Raw genomic sequence first — 23,414 nt, forward strand, 5'->3', positions numbered from 1 at the left:
AAATGTATTTTCAAAATTCAAACTCGAAATAATGTTATTCAAAAATAGAAAACAACTTCCCTCTTCCTCGACTAAAAGTTCATTTTTCCAGAACAAATAAAAAAACTGAGAGTCGATTAAACTCTCAGTTTTTTTATTTATTTTGCTGTATGTTTTCTAACGGCTGGTAAAATTTCAGTAGCAATTAATTCAATATTTTTCTCAATTTTATCAAATGGTACACCGCCAAAATCAATTTGTGCCATAAAGCGTTGTTGGCCAAACAATTCATATTGGTAAAGCATTTTCTCAATGATTTGTTGTGGGCTACCAACCATTAAAGCATCACGGTAATCTATTGCATTTGTAAATTGCTGTTTCGGATACCCATCACCGCGCAGTGTAAGCATACCAGCATTAATGTGAGGGTAATATTCACTAAGTGCATCTTGTGAATTTTTTGCCGTATAAAATAAACTCGTTGTCGCAACTGGTAAACTAGCTGGATCAAATCCGCTTTGCTGAGCAGCCTCGCGGTAAGCATCTACTGACACTTTAAAGTTAATTGCTGGACCACCAAGTGTTGTTATCATCATTGGCACACCTGCACGTCCTGCTTTAATTGCACTAGCTGGTGGACCTCCAACTGCACGCCAAATTGGTAAGTTATTATTTTTCGCTCTTGGAATCACCGATGCATGTGCGAGTGGTGCTCTAAACTGTCCATTCCATGTTACATGTTCCTCGTTATTAATTTTTAATAAAAGATCCATCTTCTCTTCGAATAATTCTTCATAATCATTCACGTCATAACCAAGTAAACTATATCCTCCAATACGAGATCCACGACCAGCCACAATTTCTGCACGTCCATTAGAAATCAAGTCAATTGTAGCAAAATCCTCATATACTCGTACCGGATCAGATGTACTTATTATCGTTGCTGAACTTGCAATTTTTATATTTTTCGTAGCTTGTGCAATAGCTCCTAAAATAACTGTATGAGCTTGCGTTGTAAAATGCGTTTGATGACTTTCACCTACAGCAAACACATCAAGCCCTACCTCATCTGCTAACTTAGCTGTTTCAATTAATTCATGAATTCTTTGTTCCGTACTAATTTTCTCCCCATTATGTGGATTTAAAACATGATCACCAATTGAATATAATCCAAACTCAATTCCTTTTCTTGTATCTATACGGTATTTTTCCATAGTTACTCTCCCCTTTAATAAAGTAGTATTAGTTTTTTTCTAAAAACGTTGGTAAGTCAAGTTTATCTCCGTATTACCTACACCATCACTTGATTAGTCAATTGATGGTGTAAAAAAAATTACTCTTGCGGTAATTCTTTTTTTTCACTATGCTTATGAACTTTCGTCATCAGCTCATATAATATTTTCTGCTCTTCTTCATTTAATACATCATCAAAAAACGAAGATTGAAATGCAAGTTGCTCTGGCAATGCTCTCTCTAAAGCTGCTTCTCCTTGCTCTGTAAGACTAATTGTTTTCGTTTTCCAATCTTGTTTTCGTACAATATATCCTTCTTTTTCAAGACGAGTTAACATTCGAGAAATGCCACCTTGTGTAACAGTTACCTTTTCAGCTAACTCCATTTGTGTTAGTGGTTGATACGTACGTATTTGCAAAAGCACATCAAATTGAGCTGTCGTTAAATCAAAACGTTTTAAAAACTCATTTGACATTTGATTACTTTGGTTCGTAAATCGTATTAAACGTAACCATATTAATGATCCTATCGTATTATCACGCATGTTTGATCACTTCCTATCGTGAATCTTACTATCACTTTACCACTCAAGTGATAGTAATGCAAGAGAAAATCACATTTTTTATATAACTCAACTTACTTTTACTTAACTAAAGGCATCACTCGTGTAGTATTAGGTCTACTTGCCATTCTCTACATCTTCATAAAAAAAGGATTAAGCTCCAACGCCAATCCTTATCATGCATTTATTTTTTGTTTTCAAAACAGTATGTTTGAAATTCACACCATCTAATCTATTATTTTCTTTTATCGTAACGTAAATTCATTTGAGCATACCGTCTTCATGTAAAACCTGTATAAGTTTGCATAAAAAACCCTTGTTTACACCAATTGGGCTTTTACAGGATATATCATTTAAGTTCTACCTTTACTTCCTCTTTAGACATAACATCAGGTCTATAAATTAATTCAAGATTAGAATCACCTTTTTTCGCTTCAAACGTTATGGCTCCTGTTATCTTACCGTTTGGATCTACATCTTTAATTTTAAAAACGTTTTTATTACTAGTTGAAAATGTATGGTCCACGATACTTCCATCTCCTCTTTCAAGGTAAAAATCTAATGGATTAATTCTAACTTTTTGATTACCAATATTCTCTACTGTAACATGAACAATAACAAACTCATTACCTTTTTCCAGCTTATCATATTCTGCCACTTGTGCTATTTGTACTTTATGGACTGTTAATTTTTGATTTCTAATTTGAGTAGTTTTTTCAACATTATATTCTCTTGTATCTTCATTCTTCGTATTTTCTTTTTTGGCACTACTTTGCTCTTCCTTCTTATTATTTGATACAGTTTTAGCTACTTCTTTCTTCTCATCACATGCCGATAAACTGAAAGCTAACGTCCCTGCTAAAGTGACTGTCGCGATTTTTTTAAACATAAATTCCCTTCCCCCAATGTAAAAATGATAAAAATCCCCAAAAACTATATATTATACTAACAGATAAATGAACAGCATATTGTCGTTATGTGTCGAATGTAATAAGGCTATGTATAAGTATGAAGTCTTACTTTGCTTCATCTCTCAACTGTTCGACATATGATAAAATTTTAACAATAAGACATCCACCTTACTTACGAACTCTTTATTCCCATAACTATGTGTATCATAAATTTTTAAATAAGAAAAATTTAAAATAAAATGATAAAATTAAACAAATCACTAATATAAAGGTGGGCAGAACATGCATATTTCTAAACAATTTATAAAACCATTCCCTGAATATGAAGACATATTTTATGATGATTTGGAACAACATAAAAAGCACTTTTTACCCATTTGTTCTATAAACTTACAATGTATTGAACCGGAATTGGACGAATGGGTACATATTGTGTCAGCAAAAGAAATCCATGATGGTTGCGTGGGTGATTTCACCAAACCATTTCACACAAATTTTACGAAAGCAGATACATTAGGATTCGATGTCATTAATGGAAAATATAAATTTGAAGCGGATTGGAATTATTTCGAAATCGAACAAAATAATTCTGACATAATAGAACAAGCCTATGAGAGTAATAAAAGAGATTATCAAATCCGTAAAGAGTATTTTCAACGTAATCAAAAAATTTATCCTTATTCTAGCTTAGGAAAAGAAATAACATCTGTAGAAGTATTAGAACAAGAGTTTGTTGAAAAACAAACAAATGGCTGGGGATTAAATTATCCTGTGGTAAATGGTATCCTAGATGATGTTCGTTTTATGACAGAAGAAGGTGAAGAATTATTAGAAGACTGCGATAACGAAGACGAAATTTTTGACTTTACGAATCTTCTATATGTACCAAAAGATGAATATGGACATCCCTTTACATATGTTGGATTTGTTACAGGATATTATTTTCAAGCTTATGGTGCCGATCGTATTTACTTATTCTTTAATAAAGAATTAAGAAAAGCAGTAATTTGTTTTGAATATACATAAGATAATTAAGAAAAGTCCATTTTGAACATTATTACTTGAATCAAAATGGACTTTTTATAAATAATTTATTTCTATTTCAATTCCGCATCTACTGTGAAATGTGTAAAACCTCATATAATGTAATATCCTCTATCTCTTCAATTTCAGGCTTTACTTCATAAAATTCAAACTGACTATATCCCCACTTATCTGGGTTATACACTATTACATTCCCTTTACAATTTTCTGTATTCTGGACATTCTTATTAAAAAAGTTAAATTGAGTTTCAATCAATGAATTCTTTTGAGAAATACTCCCCACGTATTCAACAACATATCTACTTTTCTTAAATCCATCACTTAGATTAACCACTAATGGAACACCTATATGTATTTGTTGCCATCCAAAAGATTGTAAAATGTTATCGTAATACCCTTCAAAGATAAATTTATTCATCCCTTCATGACCATTCCAAATATATAAAGGTGCATAGCAGTTATAAAAATTCCCGTCTTTCTCCGTTTCCGTAATTAAATAAGCTTTAAAATTTAGTTCTTGGAAACCATCAGTTTTATAGCCATTATCCTTTACCCTTTTCTTAATAATTTCCATGTCATAATCCTTTGGAAGAATGACCTTATATTGCATTCCAATCATGTTTATCACTCGCTTTCAATCTTATATACATTATGATAAATCGATAAGCGGCTAACGTAAAATAGGTATAAATTATGTTTGGTATCATTTATAATGATAGTGCATAAGGGGCTGAGATACATGGAAATAAATGATCTTATTATATTCAAAACTGTGGCCAGTGAGGGTTCTATTAGTAAAGCTGCTAAAGAGTTAGGATATGTTCAACCGAACGTAACTGAGCGAATCAAAAAATTAGAACAAGAATTAGAAACGCCTTTACTACATAGAGATAACAAAGGTGTTTCCTTGTTACCTGCTGGTGACATTTTATTAGATTACACGAATAAAATATTAACTCTATTAGAAGAAGTAAAAGATGAAATTAAAACGAGTGGTTCTTCTTATATAATAGCGACGTCACAATCTATTTTGACAAATTATTTAAGTAAGCGTATTAAAGTAAATTTCAGAAATTATCAAATATATGTAGAAAGTAGTAGTCATTTGCAAAAATTACTGCAGCAACAAAAAGTTGATATGGTCTTAACTTATGAGGATTATCCTGACGCATCGTTTAAAAAAGTGTTCACAACCTCAATTTCTGTAGGCTTATTAAAAGCGAAAGAAAAATGTACCATTGATTATTCAAAAGAAATTTTCTTCGTTAGCAATGACAAAAAGTGCCCTTTTAGGAATAAGACAATACAATTTCTAAAAGAAAACAATCTATCTCAGCGACAACTTCAACAGTTGGATTCTTATTCGCTTATGGAAGAGTTTATTGCTGATGGAAAAGGAATAGCTTTTTTACCGATTAAAAATGATACATTAGTAATAATTGAAGATGTTCCCCTTGAGAATTTAGCTGTTCATTTTTTTACGAATCAAACCTTTATAAAGCATATCCCTGATGAACTATTTGATTAATAAAATGACTTTGATTACAAACTTTTTTCAAAATAAAAATCCCTCTTTAACGAATATAAAAGAGGGATTTTTATTTTGTATACAATTGATTTTTCACACGTTTTGCTCCACTTCTGTACTTTTCTCCTTTTTATTCCTTTTAAAACTCTTCAATTTCTTAACCGTCCCAACCAATCCTTTCGGAAAAACGAGTAGCACGATAATATACAATAAACCTAGAATAATCGTCCATCTTTCAAAAATCGGATATTCCGTCGCTAGTTCTGATAAATAATATTTTAGTGATTCAATAATCCCAGACCCAGCAATAGCTCCAATTAATGTTCCCACTCCTCCAATCATTGTCATTAAGAGTGCATTTAGTGTCATTTCAATTGAAAATACAGTCGTATTGACAAAGCGTAATGTAATAACAAATAAACCACCGCTAATCGCAGCTACTACTCCTGCAACAATGCTAGCAATAATTTTATAATGAAGCACTTTATATCCAAGTGCTTCAACACGTTGTTCATTTTGTGAAATTGCCTTTAATACTTTCCCAATAGAAGACTTTGTAAAAAGACGTAATAGAATAAAAATGAAGCATAAACATACAAGTGATACATAATAAAAAGTAAAACGATCACGGAATATTTCTGGTACCCCAAATGTAAAACCATCTCCTCCGTGAGTAAGCCCACGCCATTTTTCAGCAAGTACTAAAAACAACTGTGAAATAGCAAGTGTTAACATTGCATAAAAATGACTTTTCAATCGTAAAGAAAGTAAACCAATTATATAACTAACGATTGCTGAAATGATAATTGCAGCTACTATTCCAATTAAAAAGTTCGTTATTGATACGCCTTGTCGATCAAATAAAAGCGCTACCCCATATGCTCCTATCCCAAAGAACATACAATGACCGAACGATACAATTCCTGTATACCCAAGTAATACATCAAAACTCATTGCAAAAATAGCAAAGATGAAGATTTGAGTGAACAAAATTAACAGGCTCCGTGAATCATTTACGAACGGAAATACACTTAAACAAATGAGCATACATACTCCGAAGTATACTTTAATTCGGTCCGATGTGTTGTTCACCATTTCACCCCTTTTCACCAACAAGTCCAGTTGGCTTCACTATTAAGAAAAATAGTAACATTAACATATTAATTGCAAGTGATAAATCTGGTATAAAATACGCTGTAAAAGCACCAGCTAACCCGACAATTAAAGAAGCAATAGCTGAACCTTGAACGCTTCCTAATCCACCGATAATTACTACTATAAAAGCTAAAATTGCATACTGCATGCCCATCTCGGCGAAAATAACGCCCGAATACGGTGCTAATAAGAATCCTCCCAAAGCTGCCATCCCTGCCCCTAATAAAAAGACGAAAGAAAATATCGCTTTTACATTAATACCAAGCGCTTGAACCATTTCTTTATCCATTACACCTGCACGGATCATAAGACCTATCTTCGTCTTTTTGAGTAATAGTAGTAGTGCAATGTAAATAATTATCCCAATCAAAATAACAAATAGACGATATTTAATTAATATAATACCTCCGAATGTAAAACTTCCTTGTAACCATAACGGTAATTTTGCACTAATAGGGTTTGGCCCCCAAAATATTTTAATACACTCACTAAGAACGAGCATTCCTCCAAGCGTAACGAGCAGCTGTCGAACATGATTTCCATATACCGGCCTAATAAGAAACCTTTCTAAAATAAATCCTAGGAACATTCCCATGGCTACTGCTCCAACTAAAGCTAATATATAACTTCCTGTCACATTAAATAACCAAACACCTGTAAATGCTCCCCATGCAAATAAACCACCGTGTGCAAAGTTTAAAACGCTCATTAAACCGAAAATAAGTGAAAGACCTGATGCTAACAAAAAAATGAGCATCCCTGTTGAAATCCCATTTACAAATAAATTGATTAACACATCCATCCTTTTCACCTCGGATTCATGTTAAGAGATTCCTAAATATTTATGACACATTTCCTTATCCTTTTTTAATTCATTCATAAAACCGTTATGAACAATTCGTCCGTTATCCATAATGTAAAAATAATCGCCAATTTGACTAGCCATCATAAAATTTTGCTCAACAAGTAAAACTGTTGTTTTCTCTTTCATCTTCAAAATAGCTACCATTAATTTCTCCACCATTATCGGGGATAGCCCTTTGCTCGGTTCATCAATAAGTAATAATCCATCACTATTAATAAACGCTCTTGAAATAGCCAACATTTGCTTTTGCCCTCCGCTCAAGAGCCCACTTTTCTTATTCCAAAACTGCTTTAAATCCGGAAATAGTTCTAGCATCCACTCTATTTTCCCTTCTACTTCTTCACCTTTCCCCCTAGCAAGAGCGAAAGTTTCTTCTACTGTCAAATCATGAAAAATACCTTGATTTTCTGGTACATATCCTATTCCTTTCCTTGAAATTAAATGTGTAGGTAATCCACTTACTTTTGCACTATCATAATAAATTTCACCATCTGCAATGCGGTGAAACCCCATCACTGAACGTAATGTCGTTGTTTTCCCTGCCCCGTTTCTACCAAACAGTACAGTAATCGTCCCTTTCTCAACAGTAAGAGATACTCCTTGCAAAATATGAAACTGATCTAAATACGTTTCTATATTATTCACTTGTAATAGTGCCACTATATAATCCCCCTAAATAAGCACTTTGTACACGCTCATCTTTCATAATTTCTTCTGGCAATCCTTCAGCCAATAACTCTCCATGAAATAAAACGATAAGATGATCTGACAAACCTAGTATCATATCCATTTTGTGTTCGATAAGTACAATTGTGCTCTCTGGATGTTTCTTAATATTTTCAATCACTTGTAATATAGCAGGGACTTCCTCAACCGAAATACCTGCCGTCGGCTCATCAAGTAATAACACATCCGTTTTTAAAGCTAATAACATCGCAAGTTCTAGCTTCCTTTTCTCTCCATGTGCCAAATCTTTCGCTAATACGTTCTCTTTTTCATGAAGTAATACTGTTTTTAAGAAACGTCTCGCCTCTCCAACTTGTTGCTTTAATTTTGCTGAACTCGGGAAAAAACTATAGTAATCTTGTACGAATGATTGAACACTTAAACGGACATTTTCAAGTACCGTTAATTCTGGGAATATGTTTGTAAGCTGAAAAGAGCGACCGATTCCTAAGCGTGTTCGATCTGAAATCGATAGTTTTGTAATATCTTGCCCTTTAAAATACACTTCACCTGTTGTGGGTGAAATCTGTCCACTTAGTAAATTAAATAACGTTGTCTTCCCCGCACCATTTGGCCCAATAATAGAAATGAGCTTTCCTTTTTGGACAGTTAAATTTACATCTTTAATAACTTGATGTTCACCAAAAGATACACTAAGATTTTTCGTCTCTAGCAAATGTGTCACGAAATCCCTCCCTTTAAAGCCGTGAGTATGAAAGAAATATGTATAAAGAGGGTCCCCCCTCTTTATACAAAAACAACAGAAAATTCAGTCTATTTATTTTGAACTGGTGGTTCTGTTTCTTTCATCGTTAATTCTCGCTCTAACACTGGCACCGGATAATCAACACCGTCTTGCTTTTTCAATGTGATAGAATACAGTGTCTGCATCGCTTGGTGGTCCTTCTCTCTAAACTTCATCTTTCCTTTCGGTGTATCAAATTCCATTCCTTCCATTTTCTTAATCAAGGTATCTACATCTGTATCACCTTTTGTTTTCTTTAAGGCTTCTACAATAGAAATTGCTGCTGACATTCCTCCTGCTGTAAACAAATCTGGCACTGCACCATTAAAACGTTTTTTATGCTCTTCAACTAGCCAATCATTCACTTTATTTTTTGGAAGTGTGTGATAATATACAGAAAAACCTTGCATACCTACTAATGCATCCATTGTTTTTAATGCTGGTATATCTGGCGCACCTGTAGAAATTTTAATACCTTGCGCTTCCACATTCATATCTTTCAACTGTTTCCAAGGTGAATTTGCCCCTGCCCAAACGATAAATAAATAATCTGGTTTTGAACTAATGATATTTTGAATATTCGCTGTAAAATCTGTTGAATTTGTATCCGCGTATTGCTCATTCACAATGTTCGCACCTAATTTTTTCGCACCCGCTTTAAATGCAGCAATCCCTTCACGACCAAAAGCGTTATCTGGGGCAAATGTTGCAATCTTTACATCTTTTTTCGCAATTGCTGCTGCTCCTGCAATCGCATCTTGTGAGGAACTTCTTCCAGTTCTAAAAATATATTTATTCCAGTTCTTCCCGGTAATACTATCCGCAACTGCCGGTTCTACAACCATAATCTTTTCATATTCTTCAGCCAGTGGTAAAACCGCTAACGTATCACTTGAACTAGACGATCCAACTAAAAAATCAACTTTCTCTTCTTCTAATAACTTCGTAGCTTTTTTAACTGCTACATCCGCTTTCGTTTCTGTATCTTCTACAACAAACTTAATCTTTTTCCCATCTACTTTCCCAGTTCCACCAGTTGCATAATCTAACCCTAATTCAAATCCGTTCACTGTTTGTTTTCCATACGATTCTAGCGGTCCTGTTAAAGAAGCAAGGACTCCTACCTTAATCGTTTTTTCATCCTCTGTACTTGTTTTCTTTCCTGAACAAGCTGCCGTTATTAATAACGAACCTAAAACACAACCAGTAAACATTGTTTTTAGCCACTTACGTTTTTTCATCGACATTGTGATCCTCCCCATACTTTACTTTCTGATAGAATCAAACACGCCAAAATCCCCTGTCCGTAATCATGACTAACTAATTCGATAGATAATGGAAAACTCTTGTAGTACCCTCTACATTCGGCACAAATATATAATCACCTTCCTATGTAATGGAAACGGACATACAATCAATATATATTCTGCAATCCAATTGAAAATACTGTTTCATTTCAGTAATGACCATACAAAAAGACTAACTTATTTTTAAGTTAGTCTTTTCCCCTTAATTAGAGTTAAGTTCTACTTTCTCTAACCCTTCAGCCAATTGTTTCTTATCTAGTCCTTCTCCTATTACTACTAAGTTTGTCGGGAAACCGAAGTCTTGTTCTAATAAAGTTGGTACTCCGAACGAATATTGGAATAGGTGAGGGTATTTATCTCCATGGAATTTCACAAAACCTTTCACTCGATAAATACTATCTGGTAAATTCGAAAGCCATTCATATAATTTGTCTTGATCAATCGGTTTCGTAAATTGATATGTCATTGTTTGTATATGTAAATGCTGTTTGACATGTAGTGTCTCGTGTTCCTCATCATTTGGAAATTCTGCTTCTTCTATATCTTTTAAAGATATATTACAATACTTTGTCTCATACATTTTCGCATGATCATTTATTGCCTTTACTTCTTCAAATACTGTATTCTTATCTTCATCTGTTAGTAAATCTGCTTTATTAACAAGAATGTGACTACCAAATTTCAGTTGCTCATGCAATAGCTGTTGTACATTTGCACTTAATATACTTCGATTTAACCACCTTACTGCATCTAAAACGACTACAATTGATTTCACTTCCAGAAAAGGAGCTAAAATTGGCGAGACACACGCGTCTAACACTTCAATTGGATGCGCAACACCTGTCGTTTCTATATAAATTACATCTGGTCTTTCTTGTTGGTATAACGAATGTAATTGTATTTCAAGCTCTTCTTTTAACGTACAACAAATACATCCTTTAAGAAGTTCTCTTAAAACATTCTCTTTTCCAATAATATCTGTATCTACTGAGTATTCACCAATTTCATTCATTAATACTGCAACTTTTCTATTCTTCTTTTTCTCTGCTAACAATAAATTTTGTAATAATGTTGATTTTCCACTACCTAAAAAACCACCTAATATATGAATCTCCACTTTATTCATTCAACCGACCATCCATTTCTTTACTTCAAATGTATTCAAAGCGTAATAATTACGATTTATATTTATCATTTTATTAAAAGAATGACCATTTGTAAATATAAGAGATTCACTGTTCATTTACTTCATATGCAACTCTAACTCCAGACTCAATTGCCCCTTGCATCCATCCATGTGTTAATGTCGTATGCTCTCCTGCAAAATGTACTTTTCCAGATGGTGGTGTAATATACGGAAATAACTCGAGCTCTTGGCCTGGTTCGAAAGCTGTAAATGCACCGCAAGAATACGGATTTTCACTCCAGCTAAAAGATGTTCCAGTGACAAACTCACTATAGACGATGTCACCGTATATTTCCGCTAAATTTTTTAATGCGTACCGAATACGATCTCTTTGCGGGAGACTATCCCATGTTAACGCCTCATCTGCCCACGTATAACTTGCTATAACGATAGCTGGTCCTGGAGTATGAATGCCATAACTCGGATAGTATGTAAACCGTATCGGTAAATCAGTAATAGATTTACCGCCACACTGTCCCGCTTTCTCCCAAAATCTACTTTTAAACTCTATTGCAATTTTAGTTGCAGCAATATAATTTAATTCACGAATTGCTCTTTTTTTAAAATAAGAGAATAAATAGTATGGCTGAACTTCTACAAATCTTAACGCTGAAAATGGAATTGTAATAATAGCAAAATCACTTGTTATTGTAAATTGCTCTAACGTTTGTTCATGATTTCCTTGTAACATTACTTTATTATCTTCTTGTATAATTTTATCAACCTTATACGGCATTAAAATATGTCCCCTTAATTGTGGTAAGAATGCATTCGATAACTTATCCATTCCACCAGTTATTTCATAATATTTCGTTGTTGAAGTAAAGAAAATCATTTCACGTAATACTTCAATTAAGGACATTCCCATATAAGCTTCCATATCAAGAAGTACCCCAATCATATCTATCGCACCATCTGAATAATACTCCATTAAAAATGAACCAAGCGAATACGTTTTATACTTTTTTTCAACGATAAGCCAGTTTTTATCAGGATCCTTCTTAATGTAATTTAGTATTGGTTCTAATACTTCAATCATTAGCTCTTCTGCCGTTTTTCCTCTTTCTTTATCCAAAACTGGATATTCAAGTACACTTGGATCATTTTCAAACACATTCAATCTCGTTTGAATGTTATTCGTATAAATGATATCTGCAAAAGTTTTATTTATAAAAAGGTTTAAAGGTAGTTTAAATTTATGAATATACGCTAAGGTTAACTTATGGGTGTCAGGGATTCTCATCGGTCCCGCATTAAAATATAAACCCACACTAAATGGTTCCCGAATCGTATACACTCTGCCACCTATTCTGTTATTTGCTTCTATAATCGTTACTTCGTGCCCAGCCTCTTTTAATAAAGAACCTGCAACTAATCCAGAAATCCCTGCACCTGCAATCGTAATCCGTTTTGGGTTATTCTTTTTAACAAGCCCTGCATGAATAATATGAAGCATTTCTTCCATTGCTAATGGATTCCCCATGCCATTTCCCCTTTTACAAAGGATTTTACTGAATTATATTCGGTTCACTGAATTCCTATGTTTTGTTCGCGGATTTGCACGGATACATTTTCAAATACTTGAATATCTTTTATAAAATGTAATAAACTAGATATGACTCTATAGAAGTAAGACGTATTATCTTACATAATAAAATCAATGAAATTGCGAGGAATTTTGAAATGAAAAAAGGTATTAACCGTGTTGTATTAGTAGGAACAGGAGCAGTTGGATGTAGTTATGCTTACTGCATGATTAACCAGGCTGTAGCTGAAGAATTTGTTTTAGTCGATGTAAATGAGGCAAAAGCTGAAGGGGAAGCAATGGACTTAAGTCATGCTGTTCCATTCGCACCAGCTCCAACTAGAGTATGGAAAGGCAGCTACGAAGATTGTAAAGATGCTGACCTTGTAGTTATTACAGCTGGATTACCACAAAAACCAGGCGAAACACGTTTAGATTTAGTTGAGAAAAACGCTAAAATCTTCAAACAAATCGTTCGCAGTATTATGGATAGCGGATTTGATGGCATCTTCTTAATCGCAACAAACCCTGTAGATATTTTAACTTACGTAACTTGGAAAGAATCTGGTTTACCGAAAGAACGTGTAATCGGTTCTGGTACAACGCTTGATTCTGCTCGTTTCCGCTATATGTTAGGTGAGTACTTCGATATTGGTCCACACAACATTCACGCTTATATTATCGGAGAACACGGCGATACTGAACTTCCAGTTTGGAGCCATGTTTCCGTTGGTATCCAAAAACTACAAACACTGCTTGAAAAAGACAACACGTATAATCAAGAAGATTTAGACAAAATTTTCATAAACGTCCGTGATGCAGCTTACCATATTATTGAGCGTAAAGGCGCAACTTATTATGGTATCGGTATGTCACTTCTACGTGTTACAAAAGCAATTTTAAACGACGAAAATAGTGTATTAACTGTATCAGCTTACTTAGAAGGTCAATACGGTCAAAAAGATGTTTATATCGGGGTACCTGCTGTTTTAAATCGCGGCGGTGTTCGTGAAATTTTAGAGGTTGAATTAAGTGAAGATGAAGAATTAAAATTCGACCACTCTGTTCAAGTATTGAAAGAAACAATGGCTCCGGTTCTTTAATTAAGATAAAAAGCAATCCAATTTATTTTGGATTGCTTTTTATTTTCATTATCTCCTATGACTTTTTAGTGATTTTCTATCATTTCTTATTTTTTAGTCGCATCCTCATTATTTATATCAAGTACATCTAATAAAAAGATAAAGATTGGTATCCCGATAATAAGCCCCCATATTCCAAGGAAATGCTCTGAGAAGATAAGAATCATAAATGTGTAGAATATTGGTAAATTTGTTTTTGCAGACATAAACTTCGGATTTAAAAAATAACTTTCAAGAGCATGGATTACTGTTATGAATACGAGTATGTATACTACGTACATAACTCCGCCTACGTTGTAAGCAATGATACAAAGTGGAAACAAAGAAATAATCACACCTGCAACAGGAATCAACCCTAGTAAGAAAATCATAACAGCTAATACAAGTAGCTGTGGAAATCCTAAAACGATTAATGCAATGACAGTAAGAATACAATTTACAACGGCAATTAAAAACTGAGCCTCAATTACTTTGCCGAACGATCTTGCAAATCTTTCACCAAAATATGCAATTTCTCCATAAAAGATTTTTAACTTACTATCTTTAAACTTTGATGTAAATGTAATAATACGCTCTTTTTCTAATAAGAAAAATAAGCTTAAAATTAGAGATAATAATATTTGTAAACTTACCTTTCCTATATTTGCTATTGATTGATATATGACGTCTACACCTTGTTCTATATATTTTGATACTTCCATCCCATTAATTGTCGAAAGTGCATATTTAACGATTTCATTATCAGGTGGATTTTGAAAAAACAGTTTAAATTGATAAATTAATTGTGAAATTTGTATCGTCAGCACAGGTAAATATTTATATAATGTTGTGCCTATAAAGGAAACTAGTATTATATATAAACATGCAATAACAATTTTCCGGTTTACTTTCAATTTTCTTGAAATAAAACGTTGAAATCGATCCATTAAAAACGTCAGTATAAACGTAATTAATATTAAATTAATCATACTTTTTAATGCGTATAATACAAGCGCTACTATTATTAAAACGAGAAACCGTTGAAACCCTCTACTTCGAAAAAAACTCTTTACTTCATTCATTAAGAATTAACCCCCCCTTCAATGGATGGAAATTGAATATATTACATTTTATGAACTCCTATAGACAATCTTTCTTACTAATTGAGAAGAATCCTTTTTTTCTTTTCATATTGTTAGATTCGTTTAACTGGAATCCACCAACATAATTTCGGTGGCAGTTATTTTTCATATAATCTTTTATAAACTAGGTGATTTTCTATTTTTAGACTGCTGTTCATACGCATATCCAATATTGAAAAGCTCTTTTTCACCAAACTGTTTCCCTACAAACACTACACCGATTGGTTCTCCATTTTTATCATATCCAGCAGGAACCGCTAATTCCGGATAACCAGCTACAGCTGATAGAAGGACTTCATCGTTATTAATCATAACTAGAGCATCCAAACCTTTTTCTACTAAATACCTATCTAGCTCTTTTCTTGCATTTTCTTGACTCGTTTGCACTACGTTTTCAAACTCTTCTTTCGTTATAGCAGATTTTTCAGACCCTTCAATTAATGTTTGTCCGTATTTTATTCGTCTTTTACTATCCTTTTTATTAAACGCTATAATCTCTTCTAACGATTTTACCGGTACATTCTTTTGCTGTGAAAGATAGTCGTTTACATTATGCTTGAACTCATATTCTAATGTTTGCAAATTATCTACACCCTCAGCACTTAACTGGATATTATCAGTTAATATCGCACCTGCATCTTGAAGGTCTTTTCTAATTTTTTCTACTACTACTTTTCTATTTTCATCTTGTTGGTCTACAGAAAAAAGAAGCCCTATCTTTTTCCCTTTTAATCCATCTATTGATAAATCCTTTGTATAATCAATTCTTTCTTTATCTTTCATTTTTTCTGTCATAACATCTTTTTCGTCATAACCTATCATTGCATTAAATAACGTTGCTACATCTTTTACTGTTCTTGCCATAGGTCCTGCTGTATCAAGAGTTTCAGCTAATGGAATAATTCCTGTTCTACTTACCATACCTAAAGATGGACGTAACCCAACTACTGATTGCTGCGCCGCTGGTGCAACAATCGATCCCGTCGTTTCTGTTCCAATTGCAAGCGGCGCAAAATCTGCTGCAACTACTGTAGCAGATCCTGAACTTGATCCTGAAGTATCGAATGTAATCGGACCGTACGGGTTTAAATTTTGTCCTTTCTTCCCGCTATACCCGCTTGGCATTGTAAAAGATAAATAGTTCGCCCACTCAGACATATTCGCTTTTCCTAAAACAAATGCTCCTTCTTCTTTCAACTGCTTCACAATTGTTGCGTCTTGATCTGCAATCCAATCTTTTAATACATAAGTTCCTGCACTAGTCGGCATCACTTTTTCCGTCTGTACATTATCTTTTACAACGACAGGAATACCATATAAATTCGAATTTTTGTTTCTACCCCGCTCTTGATCTAACTCTCTTGCTTCTTCCATCGCATTAGGATTTATCTCTGTAACAGAATTTAATGTTATTCCATTTTGATCATGTTCTTGTATTCTAAAGAGATAAATACTCGTTAATTCTTCATATGACAACTTTCCATCATCAATCATTTTTTGAAGCTCATCTACAGTCGCATTTACGACTTCTCTTTCTTTTATCTTTACATTTTTTATATTGATTCCTTTAAGCTGATTATGTATCGGTTGTAGCACTCTTTCTTTATCATATACAATACGCTCAGGTTCCTTTGGAAAATAATTTTTATACACGTAATATCCGCCGGCACACGCTAATAAGACAATGCCTCCAGTGATAGACAGCGTTACCTTTACCCATTTCTTCATGTTGCTTCCTCCACTCTATAAGATGCTTAGCTATACAAAAAAGAGAGTTACCTTTTACTTAACTCTCTCCAATCAAAATGCTAAATGAAAAAATGAAAGATTTCAATCTAATTACTTCTTTTTTTGCATTTGCTTTGCTAACATTTCTTTCACTTGATTATACGTTAATCCTGAATTTTTATTTAAACGCTTTACTTCCTCAACATCAGTACCTACCACTGTATATTTTTTCTCATCATTCATTTTTCTAATTCCCTTCTCACCGTATTATTTCTTATATTTCTTCCCTAAATGCGCATAAATTAACACCACTACAAAAAAGGAAGCTGTTTTTAAGCACAGCTTCCTTCTCGTTACATATTGTATTTCTTAATAAAATTTCACTACATCTTCAGTAGGCAAGAACGTTCTTTCTGCTGGTTGTTCGTTTGGTTCACCAAATGGCATTTGACCTACTAAGCTCCACTCTGCCGGAATGTTCCAAGTTTCTTTCACTTCAGCATCTACGATTGGGTTGTAATGTTGTAATGACGCCCCAATTCCTTCAGCAGATAATAGCATCCACACAGTATGTTGTAACATCGCATTTCCTTGATGAGACCAGAATGGAAACTGATCTTTGTATAATGGGGCATTTTCTTGCATTTTTTCTACAGTTGCTTGATCTTCAAAGAATAGAACTGTTCCTACACCTGCATGGAAGCCTTTTAGTCTTTCTACAGTCGCTTCAAAGTTTTCTGCTGGTACGCGTGCTCTTAGTGTTTCTTTAACGATATCCCAAAACTTTTCATGCTCTCCATCCATTAATACAACCATACGACCACTTTGCATATTGAAAGATGTTGGTGCGTGTAAAGCTGTTTTTAACACTTCTTCAATTCTTTCTTTCGTAATTGCATCGTTTTTTGTTACTTTACGAATTGAACGGCGGTTCACGATTGCTTCTTTTAAGTTTGTTGTAGTTGCTGACATTTTAATTCCTCCAAATGTTTGTTTTATAATTTATTTTGTTATTTCATAACAAGCGAATTAGCAATATCCATCGGTATTACATTGCATACCTTCAAATGAATTTGTTTTATCCTTTTCAATTTCTTTATCAATGACCCTTTCTAGTGTTTCTTTACTAGCAAGCCCTTGAATGACTTCATCTCCAATCATGACAGTTGGAACAGCCATAATATTCGCTTCATCATATGCGTGTTGAATTGCTTCTTGATGCTTTTCTTTATATTTACGAGTTACTAAAGCATCTTTAAATTCCGCCTCAGGAAGTCCTACTTCTACCGCTAATTTTGTTAACACATCAATATCTTCAATGTTTTGCTCTTCTTGGAAAAATGCTGTGAATACGCGGTGATGATACTCATTACCTAGTCCACGTTCTTTCGCAAATTGACATCCTTCGAAAGCTAAATGTGTATATGGATGTGGTGAAACACGTGGCAAGCGCATATCAATTCCTAACTTCTTCGCTGTCGGAAGAATGAAAGCATCCCATGAACCTAATTTTTCTGGTTCATTCCATGGATCTATTTTTGAATATGGACTTGGACGTAATTCAAATGGCATCCATTCAATCTCTACATCTTTCTCTTTCGCTACCTCATCTAATGGACCTTTTGCTAAAAAACAAAACGGACATATAAAATCTGAGTATACTTTCATTTTTACAGTCATAACTTTTACACCTTACCTTATCGTTGTAATCAAATCAGTTACATTAATGATAAAAAAATATAAATATTATTTAAGCATTCATTTTTTCTTGCAAAGTTTCAAACAACTGCCCCATCGTAATATTTCTCAAAACTTCTTCCATCGCGGATTGTGCTTGAATTAAAATAATTTCTAACACCGCTTGAATATTCGCCCCAATTGGACAATCTGGATTCGGTTGCTCGTGAATATGAAATAGCTTGTCTTCTTCGACTACGTTCACTGCATGATACACATCTAACAATGTGATTTCATGTAAATCCTTTAGTAATCCCGCGCCACCCGGTCCACGATTTACGTAAACAAAGCCAGCTTGTTTCAAGTACGACATGATTTTACGAATGACTACTGGATTTGTATTAACACTCTCAGCCATATAGTCTGAAGTACAAAGTGAAGATGGATTGTTTTTCAAAATAGATAAAATATGAACAGCTATGGAAAAGCGGCTACTAATTTTCATCGTAATCACCACCTCGATGTAATCATTATAGTTACAACTAAAAAATAAGTCAATCCTTTTCATAGATTTTTTATAAGTAAATTAAAAAGTGCCCCATTATGATATATGAGACACCCCTTTTTATTCTGCAAATAGCGCTTGAAATTCTTCAATAAATAGCTGTACAGCGATTGAAGAATCCTTTAATGAAGGAACAGCTAAAGCAATTTCTCTCCATACTTGCGGTTCCAATTCTCTCGTTTGCACATTCTGTGGTAAATTCGTTAAAGATAATTCAGCTAATATTGCAATGCCTAATCCTTCTTGAATCATATTTAAAGCTGTAGTAACGGTAGAAATTACATACTCAGCCCGAAGTGGTACGTTGGCTTGTTTAAACATATCAATGATGGGTGGTTCGTATCCGCCCTTACATAATATGATCGGTTCATTCTCCAAATCACGAATTGTAATAGAGTCCTTCTTACAAAGAGGATGATCCTCTCTTAAGATAGCAACCATTTTTCCCTTCGTTAACGGGACAATCTCCATCTCTTTATTAGGCAAAATAACAATTCCTATATCAACAACCCTCGATATTAACCAATCTTCAACTTCTTTAATTGTTCCTTCACAAAGAACGACCTCTAAGCTCGGATACTTCTCCTTAAAATGGTTTATCATTTTCGGTAAGAAATGTGCAGAAGCACTCGGAAAACTCCCAATTCGAATCGTCCCCACTTCGTGTCCTTTCTCCATCGCAACTTCTTGTTCAATCTTCTCTACACCGTTCAAAATCTCTCTAATATGTACAAGAATTCTGTTTCCTACATCCGTAACGAGTAATCCTTGTCGTTTATCACGTATAAGAATCGTAACTCCTAACTCTGACTCAATACTTGAAATGGCATGACTTACAGCTGGCTGCGTCATATTTAACACCCTGGCAGCCTTCGTAAAACTACCTAACTCAATAGTTTTTATTAATACTTGCAGTTGTGTAATAGTCATAACTAATCACTTATACTCCTTATAAAAAAGATTCATTTTATTTATTACATTCGATATCATATCATAGTGAAATGAATAATAACAAGGAGGTCTTACCGTGACACAGCTTTCTCGAACTAAGACGGCCATAATCCTTACCTTTCTCGTTTTCATGTGGGGAATCAATTGGCCTTTATCTAAGTTTGCCCTGCATTATACACCACCCGTTTTATTTGCAGGCGTTCGAACTTTAATTGGAGGATTCATTTTACTCCTTTTCGCTCTACCCAAATATAAAGAATTACATTTAAAAGAAACGTGGCATTTATACGTTATTTCTTCTTTACTTAACATCATTATATTTTACGGGTTACAAACTGTTGGTCTTCAATATATGCCTGCTGGGTTATTTTCCGCCATTGTATTTCTACAACCAGTTTTACTCGGTATTTTCTCGTGGATATGGCTTGAAGAATCAATGTACGGCTTGAAAATTTTCGGGCTTGTTCTCGGATTTATTGGTGTAGGTGTTATTAGCTCAAGCAGTTTAACAGGACATATTTCTGTTATTGGAATCCTTCTCGCGTTAGGATGCGCTATTGGCTGGGCACTTGGCACAGTATTCATTAAGAAGACTGGTCACCGTGTGAATGCCATTTGGATGGTAACAATTCAGCTTCTTATCGGTGGTCTTTGTTTAATCGGATTTGGCTCAGAATTTGAAAGTTGGTCTAGTATTGCTTGGAGTATGCCATTTGTTAGTGTACTACTCTTTATTTCATTCTTTGTTATTGCAATGGGGTGGCTTGCATACTTCACACTCGTTGGAGCTGGTGAAGCGAGTAAAGTAGGGGCTTATACATTCCTTATTCCCCTTATCGCTATTATTGTAAGTTCAATCTTCTTACATGAAGCCATTACAATGAGCTTATTTATTGGCCTATTATTTATTGTTGTGAGCATTTGTTTTGTAAATATAAAGCCGAAAACACTTGCTGTAAGGCAGCAGGTTGAAGTGAAATAAATATGAGAAAGAGCCTACTATTTGTAGGCTCTTTTTTATATCTTATTTTTTACGACGCACTACAAAAACACACGCACCTACCGAAGATACAATTGCCAAAATAGATAAAACAATTGCTATCAACTGCATATTACTAGTACCTTCATTCTTTTCTACATTAGATACTTCACCATGTTCTCCTGTTAATGACGTACCTTTTGCAATTGTAGTAAGTGAATGCGGTTTTTCAGCTTTCTCATCGCCTGTCCATTCAACAATTTCTCCATCTTTATATTGTTGATATGCATCCCAAGCTATTTTTTGTTCTTTATCCGGATTTTTAGCGACGAAAGTAAATCGCTGGAACTGACCGGGTAAAATCCCTTCTCCTATTGCTTCCCATACTACAGTTTTCACTTTTCCGGCATTATCTTTCTGCTCTTCCATTTTCCACCCTGGCACTGGTTCATACTGTTGGAATTCCACACCAGACGGTATTTTCAGTGTAACTTTTGTTGTTGCTATATTCTTTTCAACTGGTACTTTTATCGTGTAAGTCTCCCAAGAACCGATGTCAGAAGTTGCTGGCTTCACAGTAACGTGCGCACTAACAGGTAACGAAAACATTCCCATTGTAATTGCTGTTGCGATCATTGTTGTTCCTAATTTTTTTATACGTTCCAATTTCAATTAGCTCCTTTTTATCTATACCTACTCTTTATCCCGCTATTCGCCGGGTAGCCCAATTGATGAGGGCTGCTTAAAGTTTCACTTTATCTGCCACCTACAATAAATTTATAATCCGTATCGAAGCTATCAAGCGATTTCGTTAATCCATGTACTTGTATATTCCAGTTTCCTGTCATGTTAATATACATACCTTCTGCTTCATATTCTCCCGGTGAAACTGCCGAAACTTTAAATGATCCTTTTCCCATATTCATATCTAACGATTGAGTCGTTAATATAATTTGTTCCATATCAGTAACGGGTTGTCCGTTCTCATCCTTTAAAGTAATATGGAATATATTTTGTCCTACTCTATTAGGACTTACATTTAGCGTCATTTCATATCCATTATCTAATTGTTTACTCTCTGTAAAAGGTCCAGTAGGAGGCATCGGTGGTGTTTGTACGTTTGTCATAAAAGCTACGATGACGAAAATGATAATTCCAATGATAAACTCTACTTTCACCGTAGCACCTAATCCTTGCTCCGCTCTCATTTTCCCTTTCACATAATGAATAATTCCCAATATCCCCATGAAAACGAATAAAAGTATCTTTGCTAGTAAAGCTAATCCATACTTCGTATCAAATAACGAGTGGATTGTTGGAATAAAAAATGTACTGTTAAAAAGACCTGTTATTAAAATCACAATGACAGCGCATGTTGCCCACGGTGAAAAACGCTTAATCATATCCCAATACATTTTCCATTTGTTATCCTCTTTACGTAACAGAAGAATAATAGACGATAAACCACCAATCCATAATGAAGCTGCGAATAAATGTAAAAAATCCATAACAACAGCAATATCTTTAAACTTTAAACCATATGCGTGACTATTAAATGCTTTCATAACAAGTATTCCAATAAACAGCACTATTGGAATACTCCATACTTTAAAAGACGATAGCTTCTCACGCCTCATCGCAAAATACGTAACGATTATAAGCGAACTAATGAGAACCATTTGAGTAATCCAAACATAACTAAAAACAGAAAGCTGTAACGTTTCTTTTAATAGTAAAGGATTGAATGCTTCTAGCCATGAAACATCAGCATTTATTTTCGCTTGCAGTGGTAGATTGAATAACAAGCTAGTAAATATCCCTAATAAGGAAATCCATATTATGTTCTTACTCCTTGATCGAACCGAGGTTGCATTCCCTTTATACATAATAAGATTAAAGAATAGCACTCCTATAAATAGTGAGAAACTTGTATATAAAATTCCACGTTCCATGATCATATCAATTTGCGGAACATACCCCATCTCTTCCACTTGTACATCGTCTGTTTCCGCTTCCGCTAATCCAATACGGAATGGAATAACCCCTTGAATTGGATGTCCATCAGCTGAAATAGCTTTCCACTGAATAGAGTAGAGACCATTTTTGAGGTTTTCTTTTAATCCGGCTTCTAATAGTTTTTTATTTTTTTTATCAATATGAGCATCTTTTAAATCGACCCTTTTACCTGATGTATCTCTCACGTACAATGTATTAAAACGTGAAACTTGTATGTCCTCATCGAATTCGATTTTTACAACAGATGGTGCTTTCTTCAATGTTTCATTTTCAGTAGGGTTTGATTTCACAACGTACGCATGAGCAGATGCACTTTGCGGGATCAATATGATAAGCACACACACAAGTAATAACAATGTCCCTAACCTTTTCATTACTTTCACACTCATTTCACTTCTTTCTTCCTCATTGCTCTATTTTCATTACTTTAACTTCCAAAGTTTGATTCTGGGCAAAATATTAACCTGAT

General features: G+C 34.2%; 24 protein-coding genes. 4 read left to right on the forward strand and 20 right to left on the reverse strand.

Annotated features, from left to right (window positions below; genetic code table 11):
• Nucleotides 1–137: 137 nt before the first annotated feature.
• From ACTFR3_RS07295 to ACTFR3_RS07305, 3 genes are all read right to left on the reverse strand, one after another.
• Entirely contained in the window at nt 138–1,193 is a 1,056-nt protein-coding gene (locus tag ACTFR3_RS07295) for an LLM class flavin-dependent oxidoreductase (RefSeq protein ID WP_074553830.1), read from the reverse strand.
• Nucleotides 1,194–1,312: 119 nt separating this feature from the next.
• On the reverse strand, nt 1,313–1,756 hold the full coding sequence (locus tag ACTFR3_RS07300; RefSeq protein ID WP_001205523.1) for a MarR family winged helix-turn-helix transcriptional regulator: 444 nt from the start codon (nt 1,754–1,756) through the stop codon (nt 1,313–1,315).
• A 367-nt stretch (nt 1,757–2,123) separates the two neighbouring features.
• Nucleotides 2,124–2,663, reverse strand: a complete 540-nt coding sequence (locus ACTFR3_RS07305; RefSeq protein WP_000473156.1) for a DUF4352 domain-containing protein — start codon at nt 2,661–2,663, stop codon at nt 2,124–2,126.
• A gap of 304 nt (nt 2,664–2,967) precedes the next feature.
• Here ACTFR3_RS07305 and ACTFR3_RS07310 point away from each other — a divergent pair, with 304 nt between their 5' ends.
• Complete coding sequence (locus tag ACTFR3_RS07310; protein ID WP_000548215.1) at nt 2,968–3,711, forward strand: hypothetical protein; 744 nt, start codon at nt 2,968–2,970, stop codon at nt 3,709–3,711.
• A gap of 88 nt (nt 3,712–3,799) precedes the next feature.
• Here the strand turns inward: ACTFR3_RS07310 and ACTFR3_RS07315 are convergent, their stop codons facing one another.
• Complete coding sequence (locus ACTFR3_RS07315; RefSeq protein WP_074553828.1) at nt 3,800–4,348, reverse strand: DUF4865 family protein; 549 nt, start codon at nt 4,346–4,348, stop codon at nt 3,800–3,802.
• Between the two features lie 120 nt (nt 4,349–4,468).
• On the opposite strand from ACTFR3_RS07315, the gene ACTFR3_RS07320 reads away from it, so the two are divergent.
• Nucleotides 4,469–5,257: a LysR family transcriptional regulator gene (locus ACTFR3_RS07320; RefSeq protein ID WP_074553826.1), complete on the forward strand. Its 789-nt coding sequence runs from the start codon at nt 4,469–4,471 to the stop codon at nt 5,255–5,257.
• A gap of 93 nt (nt 5,258–5,350) precedes the next feature.
• On the opposite strand, the gene ACTFR3_RS07325 is transcribed toward ACTFR3_RS07320, so the two are convergent.
• From ACTFR3_RS07325 to ACTFR3_RS07355, 7 genes are all read right to left on the reverse strand, one after another.
• Nucleotides 5,351–6,304 (reverse strand): branched-chain amino acid ABC transporter permease, encoded by a 954-nt coding sequence (locus ACTFR3_RS07325; RefSeq protein WP_440044383.1) that lies wholly within the window; start codon nt 6,302–6,304, stop codon nt 5,351–5,353.
• Between the two features lie 49 nt (nt 6,305–6,353).
• A complete protein-coding gene (locus ACTFR3_RS07330) occupies nt 6,354–7,214 on the reverse strand; it encodes a branched-chain amino acid ABC transporter permease (RefSeq protein WP_000382805.1) in 861 nt (286 codons plus the stop codon).
• Between the two features lie 21 nt (nt 7,215–7,235).
• Nucleotides 7,236–7,937 (reverse strand): ABC transporter ATP-binding protein, encoded by a 702-nt coding sequence (locus ACTFR3_RS07335; RefSeq protein ID WP_001196709.1) that lies wholly within the window; start codon nt 7,935–7,937, stop codon nt 7,236–7,238.
• The gene (locus ACTFR3_RS07340) at nt 7,915–8,688 is read right to left on the reverse strand and encodes an ABC transporter ATP-binding protein (RefSeq protein WP_000149338.1); all 774 of its coding nucleotides are present in this window, start codon (nt 8,686–8,688) and stop codon (nt 7,915–7,917) included. The genes ACTFR3_RS07335 and ACTFR3_RS07340 overlap by 23 nt, the downstream gene beginning before the upstream one ends.
• 89 nt (nt 8,689–8,777) lie before the next feature.
• Nucleotides 8,778–9,995, reverse strand: a complete 1,218-nt coding sequence (locus ACTFR3_RS07345; protein ID WP_000061996.1) for a substrate-binding domain-containing protein — start codon at nt 9,993–9,995, stop codon at nt 8,778–8,780.
• Between the two features lie 262 nt (nt 9,996–10,257).
• On the reverse strand, nt 10,258–11,181 hold the full coding sequence (locus tag ACTFR3_RS07350) for a CobW family GTP-binding protein (RefSeq protein ID WP_001044939.1): 924 nt from the start codon (nt 11,179–11,181) through the stop codon (nt 10,258–10,260).
• A 106-nt stretch (nt 11,182–11,287) separates the two neighbouring features.
• Nucleotides 11,288–12,724 carry a flavin monoamine oxidase family protein gene (locus tag ACTFR3_RS07355; RefSeq protein ID WP_440044319.1) on the reverse strand — a complete coding sequence of 479 codons (1,437 nt, stop codon included), beginning with the start codon at nt 12,722–12,724 and terminating at the stop codon, nt 11,288–11,290.
• A 200-nt stretch (nt 12,725–12,924) separates the two neighbouring features.
• Here ACTFR3_RS07355 and ACTFR3_RS07360 point away from each other — a divergent pair, with 200 nt between their 5' ends.
• Nucleotides 12,925–13,869, forward strand: a complete 945-nt coding sequence (locus tag ACTFR3_RS07360; RefSeq protein ID WP_000715321.1) for an L-lactate dehydrogenase — start codon at nt 12,925–12,927, stop codon at nt 13,867–13,869.
• Nucleotides 13,870–13,955: 86 nt separating this feature from the next.
• Here the strand turns inward: ACTFR3_RS07360 and ACTFR3_RS07365 are convergent, their stop codons facing one another.
• The 7 genes from ACTFR3_RS07365 to ACTFR3_RS07395 form a co-directional block, all read right to left on the reverse strand.
• Nucleotides 13,956–14,969 (reverse strand): AI-2E family transporter, encoded by a 1,014-nt coding sequence (locus ACTFR3_RS07365; RefSeq protein WP_048518828.1) that lies wholly within the window; start codon nt 14,967–14,969, stop codon nt 13,956–13,958.
• Between the two features lie 177 nt (nt 14,970–15,146).
• A complete protein-coding gene (locus ACTFR3_RS07370) occupies nt 15,147–16,757 on the reverse strand; it encodes an amidase family protein (RefSeq protein ID WP_440044320.1) in 1,611 nt (536 codons plus the stop codon).
• Between the two features lie 111 nt (nt 16,758–16,868).
• A complete protein-coding gene (locus ACTFR3_RS07375) occupies nt 16,869–17,000 on the reverse strand; it encodes a hypothetical protein (RefSeq protein WP_000997344.1) in 132 nt (43 codons plus the stop codon).
• A 126-nt stretch (nt 17,001–17,126) separates the two neighbouring features.
• A complete protein-coding gene (locus ACTFR3_RS07380) occupies nt 17,127–17,729 on the reverse strand; it encodes a nitroreductase family protein (RefSeq protein WP_001277021.1) in 603 nt (200 codons plus the stop codon).
• Between the two features lie 57 nt (nt 17,730–17,786).
• Entirely contained in the window at nt 17,787–18,437 is a 651-nt protein-coding gene (locus tag ACTFR3_RS07385) for a DsbA family oxidoreductase (protein WP_000216673.1), read from the reverse strand.
• Between the two features lie 70 nt (nt 18,438–18,507).
• Complete coding sequence (locus ACTFR3_RS07390; protein ID WP_000704073.1) at nt 18,508–18,939, reverse strand: Rrf2 family transcriptional regulator; 432 nt, start codon at nt 18,937–18,939, stop codon at nt 18,508–18,510.
• 120 nt (nt 18,940–19,059) lie between these two features.
• Nucleotides 19,060–19,929 (reverse strand): LysR family transcriptional regulator, encoded by an 870-nt coding sequence (locus ACTFR3_RS07395; protein ID WP_000156743.1) that lies wholly within the window; start codon nt 19,927–19,929, stop codon nt 19,060–19,062.
• 97 nt (nt 19,930–20,026) lie between these two features.
• Between ACTFR3_RS07395 and ACTFR3_RS07400 the strand changes: the two genes are divergently transcribed.
• Entirely contained in the window at nt 20,027–20,932 is a 906-nt protein-coding gene (locus tag ACTFR3_RS07400; RefSeq protein ID WP_000192812.1) for a DMT family transporter, read from the forward strand.
• Nucleotides 20,933–20,974: 42 nt separating this feature from the next.
• Here the strand turns inward: ACTFR3_RS07400 and ACTFR3_RS07405 are convergent, their stop codons facing one another.
• Nucleotides 20,975–21,595 (reverse strand): YcnI family copper-binding membrane protein, encoded by a 621-nt coding sequence (locus ACTFR3_RS07405; RefSeq protein WP_000439685.1) that lies wholly within the window; start codon nt 21,593–21,595, stop codon nt 20,975–20,977.
• Between the two features lie 89 nt (nt 21,596–21,684).
• Nucleotides 21,685–23,334, reverse strand: coding sequence for a copper resistance CopC/CopD family protein (locus ACTFR3_RS07410; RefSeq protein WP_440044321.1), 1,650 nt, complete (start codon nt 23,332–23,334; stop codon nt 21,685–21,687).
• Between the last annotated feature and the right edge of the window lie 80 nt (nt 23,335–23,414).

Origin of the sequence: Bacillus cereus group sp. MYBK14-1 (assembly GCF_051916885.1) — a bacterium.
GTDB lineage: Bacteria > Bacillota > Bacilli > Bacillales > Bacillaceae_G > Bacillus_A > Bacillus_A cereus.